Source organism: Pseudomonas sp. IT-P395, from assembly GCF_949767675.1.
Lineage (GTDB): Bacteria > Pseudomonadota > Gammaproteobacteria > Pseudomonadales > Pseudomonadaceae > Aquipseudomonas.
Window position 1 is genome coordinate 107,187 of sequence record NZ_CATKPW010000013.1, and the last position, 17,802, is coordinate 124,988.

The following is a 17,802-nucleotide window of genomic DNA, read 5'->3' on the forward strand; positions in this document are numbered from 1 at the left end:
TCGCAGCTCTGAATAGTCAAGTAAGGAAGTGTTGTGGCCAAGTTATTTAAAAGTTTGATGCGTGGTTCATTGGGTGAGCAAGTTACGTGGGCTGAAGAGTGGAAAAAGGCCAGCCAGGCAAAAGCAGGTCTATTCAAGATCATCGACGCCATGCCAAGCGTGCTGGATATTCTTCGCAACTTGCTTGGGAGTGAGTTAAAGCGCTTGGGTAAAACGGTCGATATCGACAAAGTCTATATCAATACGGATCCTGCTTTTCCCGCCAATGAAAACCGGCCTTCGGGCACTCTTTGGGACGTCACAGTTCATTGTCTGGATAACAACGTCAGCCCCGCTTACATAGTGGGCGGCGATGGTGTGTTTTTTCTGCCGGACACGTTCAGTGAGCAATTCAAAGTCAATGTTCTGAATACGTTTATTGTCGAGGATCTGATCGCGGCTGTAGCTGCAGGACTGGAAAAAACGTTGCGAGCCGAGATCGCAAAGTTCTGGGCGGCGCCAGCGAAAACCATTCGCCCGGACACTGCACCTCTGTCGAATAAGCAGACTTTCATCGAAGCGTACGCCGTGGTCACGAGTGCAGAGCTGTCCCTGTCGGTCATGGCCAACAATTTTGATGCCCTGTTGGGTGAGAGATTCGCTCATCTTCTTGACGCAGACTCCGGCCGCGCAGCGTTTGAAGTCAACCTGCGCCCGACGCAGGATTACCTTCTGTCGCGTCAGCCCTGTTTCGTTCTGGACAACGCCGAGCGTCCGGATGCAGAAATGCCGCTGCTCAACGAGTCGACGTCCTATCTTGTGCACACGCCGGAATACGGCTTTGAGTTTTTTGAAAAAAATACCGATTTGCACAGCAAACTTCAGCAGCGATTGTCCTTGGGTAGTGACCAGATCAGATACCTGAAGGGTACGCGAAGTCCTCACGCCTTTTGTGTAGAGACTCATCTCAAAGGCCAGCTTGAAAGCGTGTCATCCTTGTTCAGTGGTCGGGAACAACTGGAAAATCCGCTTACCTCGGTGTTGCAGGACAATCAAAGCCTGCATGTTTTGCGCTACGGTATCAACACCCGCTTCTATCTGCTTCGGACTGCGTTGAAACGCACCGACTGGCCGGTTTGGCTCCATGGCGCTGGTAGCGATATTCAACAACGATATAACGAGCTTGAAGAATCCAAGGATCAATACCAGGCTGCGTTTTCAAGCGCGTTCGATGCGTGTTTTTCGTTTAAGGATTATGTGGTGCGTACGTTCGCTGAATGGGCGGACAGGGTTCTCGGTGAGCACCTGGATCCAGAAGCGATAAGTGTCCATAGCTCGTACACTCTGCAAGTTGCCGGACGTACTATCGAACAGGAAGAAACCCGCACGCTGACAGAATTTATCGTTTTCGGTCTGCATGACAATGGTTATAAAGCCGCCCTGACTATCATCGGCGTTCCCGACGCAAGTCGGCTGACGACGGTGGCGCTTGAGCAGTGGTTGGAGAGTCGCAACCTGCGACTGGAATTTACCAGCAGCCTTGCATCCTCGCCCTCGGTTGGTTACCAAGAGGCTTATCGCAACTACCTCTTCAGCCAGATGGCGTTTGCAGTTTTTGTTGCTCGCCACTCTGGAAAGCTGGACTCCACCGATGCGAATATCATCGCGCGAGCCATGGCCAATGACGCCACGGTGACTATTCAGGGATTGGGAATCAAATCACAAGTACCAGCGTTGAAAGATGTCCTGATCATTTCGGCCAGAGAATATGTACCGTCGCTGATGCTGGTCAAAACGCCTGGCGGTGAATTTGAACTGCAAAAATTTTCCGATGTTTATGCGGCGAACGTCTGGCTGGAGTCGGCATTGTCCGCAGATCGTGAATACGCTGCATTGCTGATCCATCCAGACTACCTGCACGAAGCAGGTAAGTTGCTCGGCAGCGCTCCCACAAAACTGAGCTACCGCTACACGCTCGATGGCCGGCCGGTCGATCTTGGCCTGAATCTCAAGGCACCGTTGGCAGACTACGTAAATATCGCTTACCGAGCCGAAGTTGCCCTGCACAAGGCCATTGCTCCGGCTGGTTATCGAGCACTGGGCATCGAAGGCCGCAAGCGCTATTCGCGTCTGACCACCGAACTCAAGGCACTCTCTACAGTTGATGCGCGAGACAATGGTTTTCCGACGTTCGAGCAGTTCACTTATGACTCGGTGAAAGCTCAGATAGAAGACATTTTGCGTACTCGTGGCAGCAAGGTTTCGGTCAATCCCGACAAGATCATTGTTCAAACCGAAGAGTTTCGTAAGAGCATTACTGACGTCCTGCTTGAGGGACTCGCCTTTGAGGCCGTGCATCCGGGCTACGAAACGAAATTCAGCCCGAAATACTATTTGGTGAATGGCCATCCCAGCATTGAAAAACTGGATATCCGAGACCTGTCCTCACTGTCGAAAACTTTCCGTCCCGGCGACAGATATACCGCCATGCTGAAAGCGCAATATCAGAACAGCGCTCATCCTGACTACGCGTTCAAACGCGCGGTTCACGCCCGAAGAATCCGCTGTGAAATGTACCGCAATGCTTTTGCCGACTTTACCAATGGCAGACTGTCAGTAGAATCTTTCTCTGCTATCCAGCGGACTATCGATAATCTGAAAGAAAGTGGCGGTTATCAGTCGATTATGAATAGCGTCGCCGAAGGTGACGTCGGGCTGTATAAGTTCAACATCGGCGAGCTGGGTTTGACGGCTGCCTGGGACCGCACGGTTGGCGGCGTTTATATTTTCCGAGTGAAGTTGTCTTCAGGGTTGCTCGATTTGCTCTATACGCCTGACGCACCGGATCTGGTCAGCTTCCGGCCCATCGCTGATTTCATTCCTTCGATTCGTTTTCGATACGGCCCGTTCAGGAATTACTACAGCCAGCGGATATTGCTGGTCGACCAAAAGGTGATCAACGACTATTTCGACAATCTGGTCTCAACCGTCGATACCAAACCGGTCATTCGCACGCAGCAGCGTTCGTTATTGCCTGATCTGTTCACTTTCCATGACGAGCGAGTGCGCCGTGTATTGAGCGATATCGACGAACGCACCACCAGTCTCAATGAAATAATCACCGGTATTATTTACGACAACCTGTTGAAGGCCGCGAACATCGTGAGCCTGCTGGTGCCTCCCGTGGGCACTGTTGTGGTGGCTGTGCAGATGATGAAAAGCATCTACGATGCCTCACAGTCGGACAAGCGAGGTGACTACCGCGCTGCCCTGGGACATGTCCAGGAAGCGCTGACCGGGCTGATGACGTTGGGGCAGGCCGCAGCTGCGGGTGCCCCCGTCAAGGAAATCACCCACGCACAACGGTCTTTGCTCAGTTTGTTCGAAGATGCGCGGACGGTCGCGGAGCTGGTCACTTACTACACAGGCCAGGAAGAGTTGAAAGAGATGCTGGTCGAGTTCTTCAACACATGGATGGAAAGTGCCAGTTCCGGACTGAGTAAAACAACCGTTCATTGACCGCTTTTGAGCACTTGGTGCTCGCTCAATGCGTAGAGCGTTTATCGTTCATAACCCATCCGCCAACTCACGGCCCGCGTCGCCGCCAGCAACCGCTGCGCCGCCGGGCCGTTTTCGTCGGCGTGGAACAGCGAGGTCGGGCCGACAATGGTCAGCACGGCGGCGACCTGGCCGACAGCGTTGAACACCGGTGCGGACAACGCATCCACACCCGGCATCAGCAAACCATGCACATGATGCAGACCGCGTTCGCGGATCTGTTCACACAGTGATACGTAAGTCTTCTCGTCCTTCAGCGGATGATCGGCAGCGGCAATCTCCTGAACGCGCAAATCATCGGTTTCGCGATGTGGCAGATAAGCGCTGAATACCAGCCCGGTTGATGAACTGAGCAACGGCAATACCGAACCCAATTGCGTCACCACCGTCACTGCACGCACCGCCGGCTCGATGTGCACAACGGTTGCGCCTTGGTTGCCCCACACCGCCAGAAAGCAGGTTTCGTTGAGTTCGTCGCGCAGTTCGGCCAACGGCAGGGCGGCGACTTTCAGCACGTCCATACTGTTGAGTGCGGCGAGGCCTACACGCAAGGCTTCGCGGCCGAGGCCGTAATGGTTGGTCGCGGTGTTTTGCTCGGCAAATCCTGAGGCGATCAACGCCTGCAGATAGCGGTGAACCTTGCTCGCCGGCATTTGCACATGTTCGGCCAGTCGCGACAACGAAGTGGACGGCGACAACTCGGCCAGGGCCTTGAGGATGTCGGTGCCGACTTCGGCGGAGCGGACTTTCTGTTTGCCGTTGCTGTCGCTGGTTTTTTCCATGGTGCGGCCGGGTTCCGAAACGAATGGGCGTCTTTATAGCTTGACGCTGGATAGCGAGCAAATTACGTTATGCGTAATCGAATTACGATAATAACAACCCCGGCGTGCCGAAACCTCTGAGCCAGAGCGATGGGCCACTGCCGACTCCCTGTTCAGGAGGCTCCATGAACCTCGATTCAACCGCTCAGGCGCTGGCGTATCAGTCCGGTTTCGGCAACGAATTCAGCTCTGAAGCGTTGCCCGGCGCGCTACCCGTCGGCCAGAATTCCCCGCAAAAAGCGCCGTACGGTCTCTACACCGAATTGTTCTCCGGCACCGCGTTCACCATGACCCGCAGTGAAGCGCGGCGCACTTGGATGTACCGGATTCAGCCTTCGGCCAATCACCCGGCCTTCGTCAAACTGGAAAGACAACTGGCCGGCGGTCCTTTGGGCGAAGTGACGCCCAATCGCCTGCGCTGGAATCCGCTGGAGATCCCGGCCGAGCCAACCGATTTCATCGACGGTCTGGTGAGCATGGTCGCCAACGCTGGCGCGGAAAAGCCGTCCGGCATCAGCATCTACAACTACGTCGCCAACCGTTCGATGGAACGGGTGTTCTTCAACGCCGACGGCGAACTGCTGCTGGTGCCGCAACTCGGTCGATTGCGCATCGCCACCGAACTCGGTGTGCTGGAAGTGGCGCCGCTGGAAATCGCCGTGCTGCCGCGCGGCCTCAAATTCCGTATCGAATTGCTCGACCCGCAAGCACGCGGCTACGTCGCCGAGAACCATGGCGCGCCGTTGCGCCTGCCGGATCTGGGGCCGATCGGCAGCAACGGTCTGGCCAATCCGCGCGACTTCCTCACCCCGGTCGCCGCTTACGAGAACCTCCAGCAGCCGACCACGCTGGTGCAGAAATTCCTCGGCCAGCTATGGGCCACCGAACTCAATCACTCGCCGCTGAACGTGGTCGCCTGGCACGGCAATAACGTGCCGTACAAATACGATCTGCGCCGTTTCAACACCATCGGCACCGTCAGCTTCGATCACCCGGACCCGTCGATCTTCACCGTGCTGACCTCGCCGACCAGCGTGCACGGTCTGGCCAACCTCGACTTCGTGATCTTCCCGCCACGCTGGATGGTCGCCGAGAACACCTTCCGTCCGCCGTGGTTCCACCGCAATCTGATGAACGAATTCATGGGCCTGATCCAGGGCGAATACGACGCCAAGGCCGAAGGTTTTGTGCCCGGCGGTGCGTCGCTGCACAGCTGCATGAGCGCCCACGGCCCGGATGGCGAGACCTGCACCAAAGCGATCAACGCCGAACTCAAACCGGCAAAAATCGACAACACCATGGCCTTCATGTTCGAGACCAGCCAGGTGCTGCGCCCAAGCCGCTTCGCCCTCGACTGCCCGCAACTGCAATCCACTTACGACGCTTGCTGGGCCACGCTGCCCGCGACGTTCGACCCAACCCGGAGATAACCCATGACTCAGACTTCCATTACCCGCAGTTGGGTTGCCTCGGCCAACGGCCACGCTGATTTCCCGCTGCAGAACCTGCCGCTGGGTGTGTTCAGCAGCAACGGTGCGGCGCCGCGCGCTGGCGTGGCGATTGGTGAACACATCTTCGATCTGCAAGTGGCGCTGGAAGCCGGGCTGTTCGACGGCGTCGCGCGCAGTGCGGTCGAAGCCATGCACGGCGGCCAGTTGAACGCGTTCTTCGAACTCGGTCGCGAGGCACGTGTGGCTCTGCGTTCGCGTCTGCTGGAACTGTTCAGCGAAGGCAGCACTCACCGTGGCAACATCGAAGCCCAAGGCGCGAAATTGCTGCCACTGGCCGCCGATTGCCAGCTGCATCTGCCGGCACGCATCAGCGATTACACCGACTTCTACGTCGGCATCGAGCACGCGCAGAACGTCGGCAAACTGTTCCGTCCGGATAACCCGCTGCTGCCGAACTACAAGCATGTGCCGATCGGCTATCACGGTCGCGCCTCCACCGTGCGCGCGTCGGGCACTGACGTACGGCGTCCGAAAGGCCAGACCTTGCCGGCCGGTCAGACCGAGCCGACGTTTGGTCCGTGCGCACGCCTGGACTATGAGCTGGAGCTGGGCATCTGGATCGGTCAGGGCAACGAGATGGGTGATTCGATCGCCATCGCTGACGCGGCTGATCACATCGCCGGTTTCTGCCTGCTCAACGACTGGTCGGCCCGCGATATCCAGGCCTGGGAATACCAGCCGCTGGGGCCGTTCCTGTCCAAGAGCTTCATCACCAGCGTCTCGCCGTGGGTGGTTACCGCAGAAGCGCTGGAGCCATTCCGCACCGCGCAACCGAAGCGTCTTGAAGGTGATCCGCAGCCGCTGCCGTACCTGTTCGACAAGCGCGATCAGGACGGCGGTGCCTTCGACATCGAACTGGAAGTGTTGCTGCTCACCGAAGCCATGCGCGAGCAGAACCTGCCGGCTCATCGCCTGACGCTGAGCAACACCCGTTACATGTACTGGACCGTCGCGCAAATGGTCGCGCACCACAGCGTCAACGGCTGCCAGTTGCAGGCCGGTGACCTGTTCGGTTCGGGCACTTTGTCCGGCCCTGAGAGCGGTCAGTTCGGTAGCCTGCTGGAAATCACCGAGGGCGGTAAAAAGCCGATTGAACTGGCGTCTGGCGAGGTGCGTAAATTCCTCGAGGACGGTGACGAAATCATTCTGCGCGCTCGTTGCGCTCGCGATGGTTTTGCTTCGATCGGCTTCGGCGAGTGCCGCGGCAAAGTGTTGCCGGCGCGCTGACAGGAGCGGCATATGGATCTCTATACCTATTACCGTTCGACCTCGTCGTACCGGGTGCGAATCGCGCTGGCGCTGAAGGGTCTCGACTATCAGGCGTTGCCGGTCAATCTGATCGCACCGCCGGGTGGCGAGCATCGCCAAGCGGCGTATCTGGCGATCAATCCACAGGGCCGGGTGCCGGCCTTGCGCACTGACGAAGGCGGTTTGCTGATTCAGTCGCCGGCCATCATTGAGTACCTGGAAGAACGTTATCCACAGGTGCCGTTGCTGCCTGAAGATCTGCTTGCCCGTGCGCAGGTGCGGGGTGTGGCGGCGGTGATCGGCTGCGATGTGCATCCGCTGCACAACGTCAGTGTGCTCAATCGCCTGCGTCAGTTGGGGCACGATGAGGCGCAGGTGGTGGAGTGGATCAGTCACTGGATCAGCCAAGGGCTGGCGACAGTGGAGCAGTTGATTGGCGATGAAGGCTTCTGTTTCGGCGAGTGGCCGTGTGTGGCCGATGTGTACCTGATTCCGCAGTTGTATGCGGCTGAGCGGTTCAATGTCAGCCTTGAGGCGTATCCGAACATTCGTCGGGTCGCCGCACTGGCGGCTGAACATCCCGCGTTCATCAAGGCGCATCCTGGCAATCAACCAGACACCCCATAACCCTGTAGGAGTGAGCCTGCTCGCGATGAGGGAGTGTCAATCACTCAGTTTCTGACTGACCCACCGCTATCGCGAGCAGGCTCACTCCTACAAGGGAATATCGCCATTCGCATAATCATAAAAACAAAACAGGTACCTTGCGATGCACAACCAGATTGCCAGCTTTCGGGCGGCACTCGACGCCCGTCCTGTGTCCCGCTATCAGTGGTTGCTCTTGATCCTGCTCGCCTTGCTGCTGGTCACCGACGGTTATGACGCCCAGGTGCTCGGTTACGTGGTGCCTGCGCTGGCGCAGGACTGGGGCCTGGAAAAGTCTGCGTTCGGCCCGGTTTTCAGCGCCAACCTGCTCGGCCTCACGCTCGGTTCGCTCGCAGTCACACCGCTCGCCGACCGCTTTGGCGTACGCCGGATTCTGCTCGCCTGCGTGCTGATCTACGCCACGCTGACCGTGCTGATGGTCTTCGCCGACTCGCTGAACACGCTGATGATCGCGCGCTTCATCTGCGGTATCGGCATGGGCGGGGCGATGCCCAGTGCCATGGCATTGATGTCGGAATATTCGCCACCGCGTTTGCGCACCTTGATGGTAACGCTGGCGGCGTGTGGTTTTTCGTTCGGTGGCGCGGCGGGTGGTTTCGTCGCCGCCGGGTTCATCGACCAGTTCGGCTGGCAAGCAGTGTTTCTCGCCGGTGGCGTTACGCCGTTGCTGTTGTTTCCGTTTCTCTGGTGGATGCTGCCGGAGTCGCTGCCACGTTTGCTGCGTGATGAACCGCCGTATACGCGGCTGCGCAAAGTCACCGCGCGCATGCTGCCGGACTGGCAACCACCGCTGGCGACTGCCGAGCAGAACGAACGTGAGCAGGGCAGCAAACTGACCGTGGTCGAATTGTTCCGTAATGGCTACGCGCGGCCGACCTTGCTGATCTGGGCAACGTTTTTCGTCAGCCTGATTCTGCTGTATTTCATGATCAGCTGGCTGCCGACGCTGCTGCTGGAAAGTGGCTTGAAACTCAACGAAGCCAATCTGGTGACGTCGATGTTTCTGTTCGCCGGCACCTTGGGCGCGATCTGCATGGCCTGGTTCGCTGACCGCTTGAAGCGCAAGGTGCGATTGTTGTCCGCAGTGTTGGCCGGTGCGGCGCTGTGCACGATTCTGCTCGGGCTAAATCACGACAACCCGCGTTATCTGGTCGCCTGCGTGTTCGCCGCCGGGTTCTGCATCATCGGCGGGCAACTGACGCTGAATGCGTTTGCCAGCAATTTCTACCCGGCGCATGTGCGTGCGACCGGCACCGGTTGGGCATTGGGCGTGGGTCGCTTCGGTTCGATTCTCGGGCCGCTGTTTGGCAGCCTGCTGCTGGCGATGCACATTCCAGTGACGCAGATTTTCTTCTTCTGTGCGATCCCGGCGGTCATCGCCGCGCTGCTGATTATTCAGGTGCGTTCGCCTTCCGAAGGAAATTCGGCAGTTGGAGTGGGGATATCTGTCAAATCCTGAAGAGCAAAAGATCGCAGCCTTCGGCAGCTCCTACATGGGAATGCATATTTCAATGTAGGAGCTGCCGAAGGCTGCGATCTTTTGCTTTTAATGGACGACTGAGTTGGGCGGCAGGTGTCCGAGGCGTTCAGTCAGCCGCAGACGCTGAATCGGGTCATCGCTGAGCATCAGCGCGTGTTCCAGATCAAAGCGCTCGGCATTCGGGCAGTCGAGCCGCTGATAAAGACTGGCTCGGGCCAGGTAATCAGCGGCGCCAGCGTCACCCAGTTCGAGCACGCGTTCGGCGTCGATCAGTGCGGCAATGAAGTCATCATGCGTCAGGTGCAACTGCCGCAGGTTGCGCGACAGGCGCTGAAGCATTTGCACCGGCGAGGCGGTCAACAGATGCTCGGCGTTGAGCTTCATATTCGGCCCATACTGGCGCTGCAACAGTTCGCGACAATCATTGGGGTACAAGCGCCGGCCGCCGCACGGATCAAGCAGGTGATCGGCGCCGGGCACGCGCAGCAGGAAGTGTCCGGGGAAGTTGACCCCGACCAGAGGAATCTCCAGCCCTCGCGCCAGCTCCAGGGCAATCAGCGCCAATGCCAACGGTTGGCCGCGACGGGTCTGCATCACTTTGTGCAACAGCGCCGCCTGCGGGCGCAGCGGCAGGAAGTCGTCCTGGGCAAAGCCCAGATCAGTCATGCGGCGCAACAGGGGCTGCGCCAGTTCACTGACCGGCAGCATCGGCAAGCCGTAACTGACGCGTTGTTGCAGGTCTTTGAATTCTAGTAACAGCGCTTCGGGATCGACTGCTTTTTCGTGCTCGGCCGCCATCCACAGCGCGGCTTCGAACAGCGCGGGCGGTGAACGGTGCAGGCATTCGAAAAAACGTTGACGCGCACTCATCGAAATCTCCGGGGAATGCCTCGTTTTAGCCCGGTCCGGGTCATTCGTCCAGTGCCTCGCAGCACCGCTGTCGGGTTATGCCGCAAAGCTGTTGTCGGCGCGGGCGCTTATTCCGGTGTGCTCCAGCAATTTTCAGGCGCAGGCCTATACTGGCGTTCTACAAGAAGTGATTCGGGAGCCCAACGATGTTTGCGCTCATGCAAAGCACTCGCCTGGAATCGCTGCACCTTAGCGTTGACCCGGTCTCCGGGTTGAAGGCGGTCATTGCCATCCATAACAGTCGCCTCGGGCCAGCCTTGGGTGGATGTCGTTATCTTGCCTATCCCAATGACGAATCTGCCGTCGAAGATGCCATTCGCCTCGCTCAGGGCATGAGCTACAAAGCCGCGCTGGCGGGGCTGCCGCAGGGCGGTGGCGTTGCAGTGATCGTGCGTCCTGTGCACGTGGAAAACCGTGGTGCACTGTTCGAAGCGTTTGGCCGTTGCATCAATCAGCTTGATGGTCGCTACATCACCGCCATCGACAGCGGTACCTCGGTGGCGGACATGGACTGCATCGCTCAGCAGACCCAGCATGTCACCAGCACCACGTCGGCCGGTGACCCCGCACCACACGCAGCGATGGGCGTGTTTGCCGGCATTCGGGCGACCGCCATGGCACGGCTGGGGAGCGACAATCTCGAAGGTTTGCGCATCGCGATTCAGGGCTTGGGCAATGTCGGTTACGCGTTGGCCGAGCAACTCCACGCCGCCGGGGCAGAACTGCTGGTCAGCGACATTGACCATGGCAAAGTGCAACTGGCGATGGAACAACTCAACGCTCACCCGATCGCTAACGACGCGTTGCTCAGTACGCCGTGTGACATCCTCGCGCCGTGCGGTCTGGGCGGGGTTTTGAACAGCCACACGGTCACGCAACTGCGTTGCTCGGCCGTGGCCGGTTCGGCAAACAACCAACTGACGCACCTGGATGTCGCCGATCAACTGGAACGGCGCGGGATTCTGTATGCGCCGGACTATGTGATCAATGCCGGAGGCTTGATCTACGTCTCGCTCAAGCATCGCGGCGAAGAACTGACCACCATTACCGCGCATCTGTCGAAGATCAGCTCTCGACTCACCGAAGTATTTGCCCATGCACAGGCGGAAAAACGTTCGCCGGCGCGGGTGGCGGATGAGTTGGCGGAAAAAGTTTTGTATCGCTGAAAAAGCAAAAGATCGTCCGATCGCGGCCCGAGCCTTCGGACGATCTTTTAGGGCGTTGCTTACTTCGCCGCTTTTGCTGCTTTGGCTGGCTTCGCCGGCGTTTCAGCGGGTTCCGCTGCTTGCGCATTATCGACCGGCTCGGCCGGTGCGTTGAGCAGCTCGGACAGTGCATCCGGCTGGCTCTTGAACGCCCGGGCGAACACATCGCGATTCTTCGCCATGTAGATCCCGGCTTCCTCCACTTGCTGTTCAGTCAGCGACGGAACGGCTTTTTGCAGCACATCGGCCAGATATTCGGCCAGTTCGAGCATTTTGTCATGACGGTCAGCTTCGGCTTTATCCATGAACAAGCGCTCCAGATCTCGGCTGCTGCGGTATACCACTTCGACGGCCATTCACCACCTCACATGCCTTCACATTAAGTTGTCTTGACGACTACTGTATCCATATACAGCGAAAAGGATAAGCGAATCCCTGCGCCATGGGTAGTGGCTTTTCAATGTAGACCGGATTTCGGGTTTGTCAGGGAGACCGTGTCGCTGCATTCGCGAGCAGGCTCGCTCCCACAAAAGCACAGCGGTGCGACCAAACGCCACGGCGCGGGTTTGGCGGCGTCTCGCCATGATGGCGTGGCCTCTTTTCTGCATGAAAACCGTTACGTGCAGAAAACCGTCACGTCCAACACGCATCATCCGCTCGCATTCGAGCTAAGGAACATCATCGTGAAAATCAACTGGGCCGAGAAACTGCGGCAAAACGTGCATCAACTGGCCGAGTCCCTGGGCAACCTGTTCGTCGAAACCTTCCACTATCTGGCGCTGTTCGCCATCGGTGCGGTGACGGCGTGGGCGGCGGTGATGGAGTTTCTCGGGATGCTCGAGGAAGGCCACATCAAGATCGATGACATTCTGCTGCTGTTCATCTATCTGGAATTGGGGGCGATGGTCGGGATCTACTTCAAGACCAACCACATGCCGGTGCGCTTCCTGATCTACGTGGCGATCACCGCGCTGACCCGCTTGCTGATCTCCAACGTCTCGCACCACAACCCGCCGGACATGGGCATCATCTACCTGTGCGGCGGGATTCTGCTGCTGGCGTTCTCGATTCTGGTGGTGCGTTACGCCTCGTCACAATTTCCTTCGGTGAAGATCGAGAAACCGCAGCGCAAACTTGGCGCCGGTTCCAGCGAGCATCCGGAAGTCGAGAAGGGCGAGCTTTAAAGCCCGGCCGCTTGCCCTGGCCGGCCGCTGACACGTGGCGGTGGCGGGATTATCCCGCTACCGCTGGTCATGGCTTCGAGGATCGCCATGGCGCTGTGGCCTTGTTCGATGGCGATGCCGAATTGAATGCTTTGCACCAGACGCTTGAGGCGCACGGGGTCGTTGCGCTGCTCGGCGCTGATCATGCGCTTGGCCACGATTCGGCCGCTGTTGGACAGGGTCAGCATGATGCTGCCGTCCAGGCCCTGAATGCTCAGGTTGATCTGATAGTCCGGCGCGAAGGCATCGGTAATGATCTGAAAAGGATTGTCCATGATGCGTCACCGCCTGATTGAACGTGCAGTTGTTGACCGGCCGTGATCGGGTTGGTTCGCCCAACCGGATCATCGGCGATTCCGTGGCCTGTATTTGTTGCTTCATGTAGGAGCTGTCGAGTGAAACGAGGCTGCGATCTTTTGATCTTCGGTGTTTTGATTTCGATCATGAAGATCAAAAGATCGCAGCCTGCGACAGTTCTCACAGGGGAGTAGCAAGGGCTGTGCCGGGAAAATTGTCGAACAATGAACACGGGCATAAAAAAGGCGAGCCACGCGGCTCGCCTTTTTTAATGGCGCGTTTTCAGGGCAGAACCGAGTAGATGATCGCTGACAGTGCAATCAGACCGATCAACACCACAAACACGTTGGACACCTGGCCCGAATACTGGCGCAAGGCTGGCACGCGGCGGATGGCGTACATCGGCATCAGGAACAACAGGCAGGCAATCACCGGCCCGCCGAGGGTTTCGATCATGCCGAGGATGCTCGGGTTGAACGTTGCCACGGCCCAGCAGCTAAGGATCATGAACACGGCGGTTGCGCGGTTCAGCCAGCTCGCTGACATGACCCGGCCACGGCTGCGCAGGCTTTTCACGATCATGCCTTGGAAGCCTTCACTGGCGCCGATGTAGTGGCCGAGGAAGGATTTGGTGATCGCCACCAGCGCAATCAGCGGCGCGGCGTAAGCGATGACCGGAGTCTGGAAGTGGTTGGCCAGGTACGACAGGATCGAAATGTTCTGTGCCTTGGCGGCTGCCAGATCCTTCGGCGACAACGCCAGCACGCAGCTGAAGCAGAAGAACATCACCGTCACCACCATCATGCCGTGGGCCATGGCGAGGATGCCGCTGCTTTTGCGCTCGGCCTGTTCGCCGTAGCGTTGTTTCTGCTCAACCGCGAACGCGGAAATGATTGGCGAATGGTTGAACGAAAATACCATCACCGGGATCGCCAGCCACATTGTCTTGAAGAAAGCGGACATTGGCATGGCTTCTTGAGCGCTGGCGAAAAACGCGCCGTTCCAGTTCGGGATCAGGCTGAGCGCGAGCAGCAGCAACGCCGCAACAAAGGGATAAACCAGCACGCTCATGGCTTTGACGATGACGCTTTGCCCACAGCGCACAATCGCCATCAAACCGAGGATCAACACCAGTGAGAGGATCGCCCGTGGCGGCGGGGCGATGTGCAATTGGTGTTCGAGAAAGCTGCTCAGGGTGTTGGTCAGCGCCACGCTGTATACCAGCAGGATCGGGAAGATCGCAAAGAAATACAGCAGCGTGATCAGCTTGCCGGCACCGATGCCGAAGTGTTCTTCGACCACTTCGGTGATATCCCCGGAGCGCCCGGACAGCACGAATCGGGTCAGGCCACGGTGGGCAAAAAACGTCATCGGGAAGGCTAGTACAGCCAGAATCAGCAACGGCCAGAAACCACCGACGCCGGCGTTGATAGGCAGGAACAAGGTACCGGCACCGATCGCGGTGCCGTACAGGCCGAGCATCCAAGTGGTGTCGAATTTGTTCCAGCCCTTGTGGGCCGTTTCTGCATTGCGTGTGCGATCTACAGCGGGATTTTCGGCAGCAGGTGTACGTACATCGGTCATCGGTATCGCCTCGTTATTATTTTTGCTCGGGCTCACGGTTGGCAGACCGTCGGGTGCGGTCTGCCGGGGCGGTCAGGGAATGCGCCTCAGCATTCCACCCAGCTCACGGCAAGGCCGCCCCGTGAAGTCTCTTTGTATTTGTCGTGCATGTCGGCGCCGGTGTCGCGCATGGTGCGGATCACCCGGTCGAGGGAAATGAAGTGCTTGCCGTCGCCGCGCAGGGCCATTTGCGTGGCGTTGATCGCTTTCACGGCAGCGATGGCATTGCGCTCGATGCATGGCACTTGCACGAGGCCGCCGACCGGGTCGCAGGTCAGGCCGAGGTTGTGTTCCAGGCCGATTTCGGCGGCGTTTTCCAGTTGCTCCGGGGTGGCGCCGAGCACATCGGCCAGGCCGGCAGCGGCCATCGCGCAAGCCGAACCGACTTCACCCTGGCAGCCCACTTCGGCGCCGGAAATCGAGGCATTCTTCTTACAGAGAATGCCGACGGCGGCCGCGCCCAGGAAGAAAGCGACGACATCATCGTCAGACGCGTCCGGATTGAATTTCATGTAGTAGTGCAGAACCGCCGGAATGATCCCCGCTGCACCATTGGTCGGCGCGGTGACCATGCGCCCGCCGGCGGCGTTTTCTTCGTTGACGGCGAGGGCGAACAGGTTGACCCATTCCATTGCCGATAGCGTCGAACTGATCACGTTGGGCTTGCCGATTTCCAGCAGGCTGCGATGCAATTTCGCCGCGCGGCGCGGCACGTTCAAGCCGCCGGGCAGAATCCCCTCGTGGCGCAGGCCTTGTTCGACGCATTCACGCATCACCGACCAAATGTGCAACAGGCCTTGGCGGATTTCCGCGTCGCTGCGCCAGGCGCGCTCGTTGGCCATCATCAGTTCAGAGACGCGCAGGTTGTGCTGCTTGCACAGCGCCAGCAGTTCGGCGGCGCTGGAGAAATCGTACGGCAACACCACGTCACCGGCCGGGGCTACGCCGGACTCGGCTTCGGCCGCTTCGATGATAAAACCGCCGCCAACTGAGTAGTACGTTTGCTCGAACAGTTCGGCCGTTTCGCCAAAGGCTGTCAGGGACATGGCGTTGGGGTGGTAGGGCAGGCTCTCATCCAGCAGCAGGAGATCACGCTGCCAGTCGAAGGCAATTTCTCTCTGACCGGCGAGGGACAGTTGGCCTGTCTCACGCAGTTGCTGGATGCGCGGATCGATGGTCGCCGGATCGATGCTGTCCGGCCATTCGCCCATCAGGCCCATCACCGTGGCGCGGTCAGTGGCGTGACCGACGCCGGTGGCCGACAGCGAACCGTACAAACGGATTTCCACACGACGCACATCGTTCAACAGATGTTGATCGATCAGCGCCTGAGCGAAGGTTGCTGCCGCCCGCATCGGGCCGACAGTGTGGGAGCTGGACGGGCCGATGCCGACTTTGAATAGATCGAAAACACTGATAGCCATGCTAAACCCTTACAAGCAATGGAGTAGGAATCGCTGCCATTTTTTGTAGGACAAGCGCAATGTCGGCGATACTGCCTACCTCGGTCCTACGTGACTAACGAAACTTCCTAAGTAAGCCTTTAGCAGGACTAAACGATGAGTCGTCAATTGCATGCCCAGACCTATGTCTGGCTGCAGGTGTTTTCCTGTGCCGCGCGGCACCTGTCGTTCACCCGTTGCGCCGAAGAACTGCACATCACCCCGGGGGCGGTCAGTCAGCAGATTCGTCAGTTGGAAGAGCGCCTGGGTTTTCGTTTGTTTCATCGGCGTGCGCGCGGTGTCGAGCTGAGCGCGGAGGGGCAGCGGCTGGCGATTACCGTCAACGAGGCGTACGGCAGCATCGATGCCGAATTGCGTCGACTGGACGCCGGAATGATCAGCGGAATTTTGCGCGTGCGCTCGATTCCGTCGTTCCTCAGCAAGTGGCTGACACCGCGCTTGCCACGCCTGCAGCAGCGCTATCCGGACATTCAGCTGCGGCTGGTCGCCGAGGACAGCAGCGTACCGTTACACGAGGGTGACTTTGATCTGGCGATCGATCTGAACGACGGCAGTTACCCGGGATTGTTATCCACAGCCTTGCTCGACGAGCAGATTTTTCCCGTGTGTGCACCGAGCCTGTTGCGTGGGCGTCCGCCGCTGCACGGGCCGGCAGATCTGGTGCATTTTCCGTTGTTGCACGACATCACTGCCTGGCGTGGCAGTTATGAATACGCAGAGTGGGAGTTTTATTTAAACGCGATCGGCTTTGAAGGCGCCGACGTACGGCGCGGGCATACCTTCAATCGCAATCACCTGACCATCGAAGCGGCGATCGCCGGCATGGGCGTGGCGATTGCCCGCCGCACTTTGCTTAACGATGAGTTGGAACGAGGGACGTTGATTGTGCCGTTCGGCCTGTCGGTACCGAATCACAAACGTTACGTGTTGCTGTATGCGCCGGGGGCGTTGAGCCATCCGGGCGTGCGTGCGGTGCATGATTGGCTGGTCGAGGAGGCGGGGATATTTCGCAGTTTGCACCCGTTGAATGACGGGCAATTGTGAGCGAATTTTGCAGGGTTGCGAGGCGACCCAACTCCCGACCTTACCAGTGCTTTGCCCGGTTGTCCGGCTTTTTTTGCGAATGAATATTTATCTTTTTTCAGGGGTTGAAATGTTCGGCAGTCGGGCCGATTGTTGTAACCAGGAGGTCAGGAAATTCAACTCAAGGCCTCTCACGAGCTAGCTGAAATAAGGGATGAACTATGCAAATCCAAGTCAACAGCGATAACCATATTCAAAGTAGTCAACGACTGGAGGAGTGGGTACGTACAACCATTGAGAGCACGCTCGAACGTTATGAAGAAGACCTGACCCGTGTCGAAGTCCACCTGAGCGACGAGAACGGTGACAAACCAGGTCCCCATGACTTGCGCTGCCAACTGGAAGCGCGGCCAAAAGGCCATCAACCGATTTCCGTGACCCACAAGGCCGATTCGCTGGAACAGGCGATCGACGGCGCTGCCGAAAAACTCGAGCACGCCCTGGAGCACCTTTTCGGCAAACTGCGAGGTAAGCCACGTGCCGCTGTGGTGCCACTCACCGGCAAGGCCAACGACAAGCTGTTGGCGGAAGAGTTTGACGAGAATGAACAGGCAGCGATCAACAGTTGATACGCTGATTTAATAAGCCAACCAATGAGAACGGGCCTGCGAAAGCAGGCCCGTTTTTTGTTTGTAAGCAGAAAAGCCCCTCACCCCAGCCCTCTCCCGGAGGGAGAGGGAGCCTACCGAGGTGTCTGAAGAGGTACGTCGACTTGGAATACCGAGTCGATTATGGA

Annotated in this window: 14 protein-coding genes and 1 pseudogene; 9 read left to right on the forward strand and 6 right to left on the reverse strand. The window is 58.3% G+C overall.

Annotated features, from left to right (window positions below; translation table 11 throughout):
* Positions 1 to 33 precede the first annotated feature (33 nt).
* Positions 34 to 3,498 (forward strand): dermonecrotic toxin domain-containing protein, encoded by a 3,465-nt coding sequence (locus tag ACM6IN_RS12920; protein ID WP_414916155.1) that lies wholly within the window; start codon positions 34 to 36, stop codon positions 3,496 to 3,498.
* 41 nt (positions 3,499 to 3,539) lie between these two features.
* Here the strand turns inward: ACM6IN_RS12920 and ACM6IN_RS12925 are convergent, their stop codons facing one another.
* Positions 3,540 to 4,319 carry an IclR family transcriptional regulator gene (locus ACM6IN_RS12925; RefSeq protein WP_007914208.1) on the reverse strand — a complete coding sequence of 260 codons (780 nt, stop codon included), beginning with the start codon at positions 4,317 to 4,319 and terminating at the stop codon, positions 3,540 to 3,542.
* Between the two features lie 164 nt (positions 4,320 to 4,483).
* Here ACM6IN_RS12925 and hmgA point away from each other — a divergent pair, with 164 nt between their 5' ends.
* The 4 genes from hmgA (at position 4,484) to ACM6IN_RS12945 (ending at position 9,242) form a co-directional block, all read left to right on the forward strand.
* On the forward strand, positions 4,484 to 5,788 hold the full coding sequence (hmgA, locus tag ACM6IN_RS12930) for a homogentisate 1,2-dioxygenase (RefSeq protein WP_414916156.1): 1,305 nt from the start codon (positions 4,484 to 4,486) through the stop codon (positions 5,786 to 5,788).
* A gap of 3 nt (positions 5,789 to 5,791) precedes the next feature.
* On the forward strand, positions 5,792 to 7,096 hold the full coding sequence (gene fahA, locus ACM6IN_RS12935) for a fumarylacetoacetase (protein WP_414916157.1): 1,305 nt from the start codon (positions 5,792 to 5,794) through the stop codon (positions 7,094 to 7,096).
* Between the two features lie 12 nt (positions 7,097 to 7,108).
* Positions 7,109 to 7,744, forward strand: coding sequence for a maleylacetoacetate isomerase (gene maiA, locus ACM6IN_RS12940; RefSeq protein ID WP_414916158.1), 636 nt, complete (start codon positions 7,109 to 7,111; stop codon positions 7,742 to 7,744).
* Positions 7,745 to 7,886: 142 nt separating this feature from the next.
* Positions 7,887 to 9,242: an MFS transporter gene (locus ACM6IN_RS12945; protein ID WP_007914203.1), complete on the forward strand. Its 1,356-nt coding sequence runs from the start codon at positions 7,887 to 7,889 to the stop codon at positions 9,240 to 9,242.
* 87 nt (positions 9,243 to 9,329) lie between these two features.
* On the opposite strand, the gene ACM6IN_RS12950 is transcribed toward ACM6IN_RS12945, so the two are convergent.
* The gene (locus tag ACM6IN_RS12950) at positions 9,330 to 10,133 is read right to left on the reverse strand and encodes a SirB1 family protein (protein WP_007950287.1); all 804 of its coding nucleotides are present in this window, start codon (positions 10,131 to 10,133) and stop codon (positions 9,330 to 9,332) included.
* 185 nt (positions 10,134 to 10,318) lie between these two features.
* On the opposite strand from ACM6IN_RS12950, the gene ACM6IN_RS12955 reads away from it, so the two are divergent.
* The gene (locus tag ACM6IN_RS12955; protein WP_414916159.1) at positions 10,319 to 11,338 is read left to right on the forward strand and encodes a Leu/Phe/Val dehydrogenase; all 1,020 of its coding nucleotides are present in this window, start codon (positions 10,319 to 10,321) and stop codon (positions 11,336 to 11,338) included.
* Positions 11,339 to 11,478: 140 nt separating this feature from the next.
* Here ACM6IN_RS12955 and ACM6IN_RS12960 read toward each other — a convergent pair.
* A pseudogene (locus ACM6IN_RS12960) lies at positions 11,479 to 11,733 on the reverse strand (YebG family protein); the annotation flags it as partial.
* A gap of 327 nt (positions 11,734 to 12,060) precedes the next feature.
* Between ACM6IN_RS12960 and ACM6IN_RS12965 the strand changes: the two are divergent.
* Complete coding sequence (locus ACM6IN_RS12965; RefSeq protein WP_026000737.1) at positions 12,061 to 12,561, forward strand: phosphate-starvation-inducible protein PsiE; 501 nt, start codon at positions 12,061 to 12,063, stop codon at positions 12,559 to 12,561.
* On the opposite strand, the gene ACM6IN_RS12970 is transcribed toward ACM6IN_RS12965, so the two are convergent.
* The 3 genes from ACM6IN_RS12970 to ACM6IN_RS12980 all read right to left on the reverse strand — a co-directional run bounded on the left by ACM6IN_RS12970 (position 12,558) and on the right by ACM6IN_RS12980 (position 15,944).
* Positions 12,558 to 12,875 (reverse strand): DUF3509 domain-containing protein, encoded by a 318-nt coding sequence (locus ACM6IN_RS12970; RefSeq protein WP_007914191.1) that lies wholly within the window; start codon positions 12,873 to 12,875, stop codon positions 12,558 to 12,560. The two genes, ACM6IN_RS12965 and ACM6IN_RS12970, sit on opposite strands and share 4 nt — an antisense overlap.
* A gap of 304 nt (positions 12,876 to 13,179) precedes the next feature.
* Positions 13,180 to 14,481 carry a serine/threonine transporter gene (locus tag ACM6IN_RS12975; protein WP_414916160.1) on the reverse strand — a complete coding sequence of 434 codons (1,302 nt, stop codon included), beginning with the start codon at positions 14,479 to 14,481 and terminating at the stop codon, positions 13,180 to 13,182.
* Between the two features lie 86 nt (positions 14,482 to 14,567).
* Complete coding sequence (locus tag ACM6IN_RS12980) at positions 14,568 to 15,944, reverse strand: L-serine ammonia-lyase (protein WP_414916161.1); 1,377 nt, start codon at positions 15,942 to 15,944, stop codon at positions 14,568 to 14,570.
* A gap of 135 nt (positions 15,945 to 16,079) precedes the next feature.
* On the opposite strand from ACM6IN_RS12980, the gene ACM6IN_RS12985 reads away from it, so the two are divergent.
* Both ACM6IN_RS12985 and ACM6IN_RS12990 read left to right on the forward strand, forming a co-directional pair.
* Entirely contained in the window at positions 16,080 to 17,027 is a 948-nt protein-coding gene (locus ACM6IN_RS12985) for a LysR substrate-binding domain-containing protein (RefSeq protein ID WP_007914183.1), read from the forward strand.
* A 200-nt stretch (positions 17,028 to 17,227) separates the two neighbouring features.
* Positions 17,228 to 17,635 (forward strand): HPF/RaiA family ribosome-associated protein, encoded by a 408-nt coding sequence (locus ACM6IN_RS12990; protein WP_007914181.1) that lies wholly within the window; start codon positions 17,228 to 17,230, stop codon positions 17,633 to 17,635.
* The last annotated feature ends 167 nt before the right edge of the window (positions 17,636 to 17,802 follow it).